The following is a 518-nucleotide window of genomic DNA, read 5'->3' on the forward strand; positions in this document are numbered from 1 at the left end:
GCCACGTTGTGGATCTGCGTGCCGTTCGTGCCGCCCAGCGTGATTGCTGCCTTCGTTGCGTCGTCATACGCGACAAACGGGTTCGTCACGTTGCCGCTCGAATCCGTCTTCACGCCGATGTCGTTCAACTGCTTGACGTTCACCGCGTCCGTGTCGGCCTTGCCTGCTGCTACGTTAGCCAGCGTCACCGGCGTCGTCGACGACGTGCCGCCCAGCGTGACCTTGTCGTGTGCCGACGTGTCGTACTTCACTGCGTCCGTTGCGCCGTTCTGAGCCACCGCGCCAAGAGCCTGGCCTACATCCGTGTAGTCCTTGCCCGCGACGGTGTACGTCGGAGCCTTGATCGTGCCGTCCGGATTCAGCGCTGCACCACCGCCCAAGGCTGCAGCGGTCGTCGATCCGAGCTTGTACAACTGCGAACCGTTGATCGCGTCCTTGCTCGTCGAGCTGACATCACCCGCCGTCAGGTTCGTGATCTTCGTGCCCGACGTGCCTTCCAGCGTGACCTTGTCCTTCGT

At 62.9% G+C, this 518-nt stretch carries 1 pseudogene; it reads right to left on the reverse strand.

From position 1 onward, the window contains the following. Positions 1-518: pseudogene (locus AWB68_RS46145) on the reverse strand (hypothetical protein); the annotation flags it as partial.

This window comes from Caballeronia choica, from assembly GCF_001544535.1.
Classification (GTDB): Bacteria; Pseudomonadota; Gammaproteobacteria; order Burkholderiales; family Burkholderiaceae; genus Caballeronia; species Caballeronia choica.